Source organism: Acidovorax sp., from assembly GCF_046291265.1.
Lineage (GTDB): Bacteria > Pseudomonadota > Gammaproteobacteria > Burkholderiales > Burkholderiaceae_C > Acidovorax.
Genome location: NZ_JBKBTV010000166.1, coordinates 1 through 596, shown reverse-complemented (window position 1 = coordinate 596; position 596 = coordinate 1). Strand labels below are relative to the sequence as shown.

At 74.3% G+C, this 596-nt stretch carries 1 protein-coding gene; it reads left to right on the top strand.

Going from position 1 to position 596, the window contains the following annotated elements; all coding sequences use genetic code 11:
* Positions 1 to 16 precede the first annotated feature (16 nt).
* A partial coding sequence (locus ACK41V_RS23710; protein ID WP_409786151.1) for a fibronectin type III domain-containing protein occupies positions 17 to 596 on the top strand: 580 nt, incomplete at its 3' end.

Genomic DNA, 596 nt, shown 5'->3' with positions numbered 1-596 from the left:
GGGCGAGGACGTGGTGGTGCACACCATCACCGCGCTGACGCCCGGGCAGGAGCACCACGTGCGCGTGCTGGCCTACAACGCGCAGGGCTACGGTGCGCCCGCCGTGGCGGAGCCAGTGGCTGCCCGCGCCGCGGTGCAGCAGGTGCGCGTGCGTGGCGACGGCGAGCCCACAGCGGGCACCTTCCGCCTGGCGCGCCCTGACGCCGACTCCCTGCTGCCCGACGACGACGCCGTGTCCGCGGTGCTGAGCGTGACGGCGGAGGCATGGGAGGTGCAGGAGGCGCTGGCGGGTGTGCTCGGGTTCTCTGACGCGGAGGTGACGCGCGCGGACCAATCACAGGCGCGCGATGAGACGTCGGCCGCGCCGCTGGACATCACGTGGACCATCACCGGCGCGCTGGCGGCGGGCGAGCTGCCGCAGCTGGTGCTGCTGGCCAACGTGCCCGAGGTGCACGAGGTGCGCGTGCGCACAGCCAGCACGGCCACGGCGGGCGGCTTCCGCCTGGCGCTGGGCAGCGACGTGACGGCGGCGTGCGTGGACGTGACGGACACGGATGCGGACTTTGAGGCGGCGGTGGAGTCGCTGGCCAGCGTGA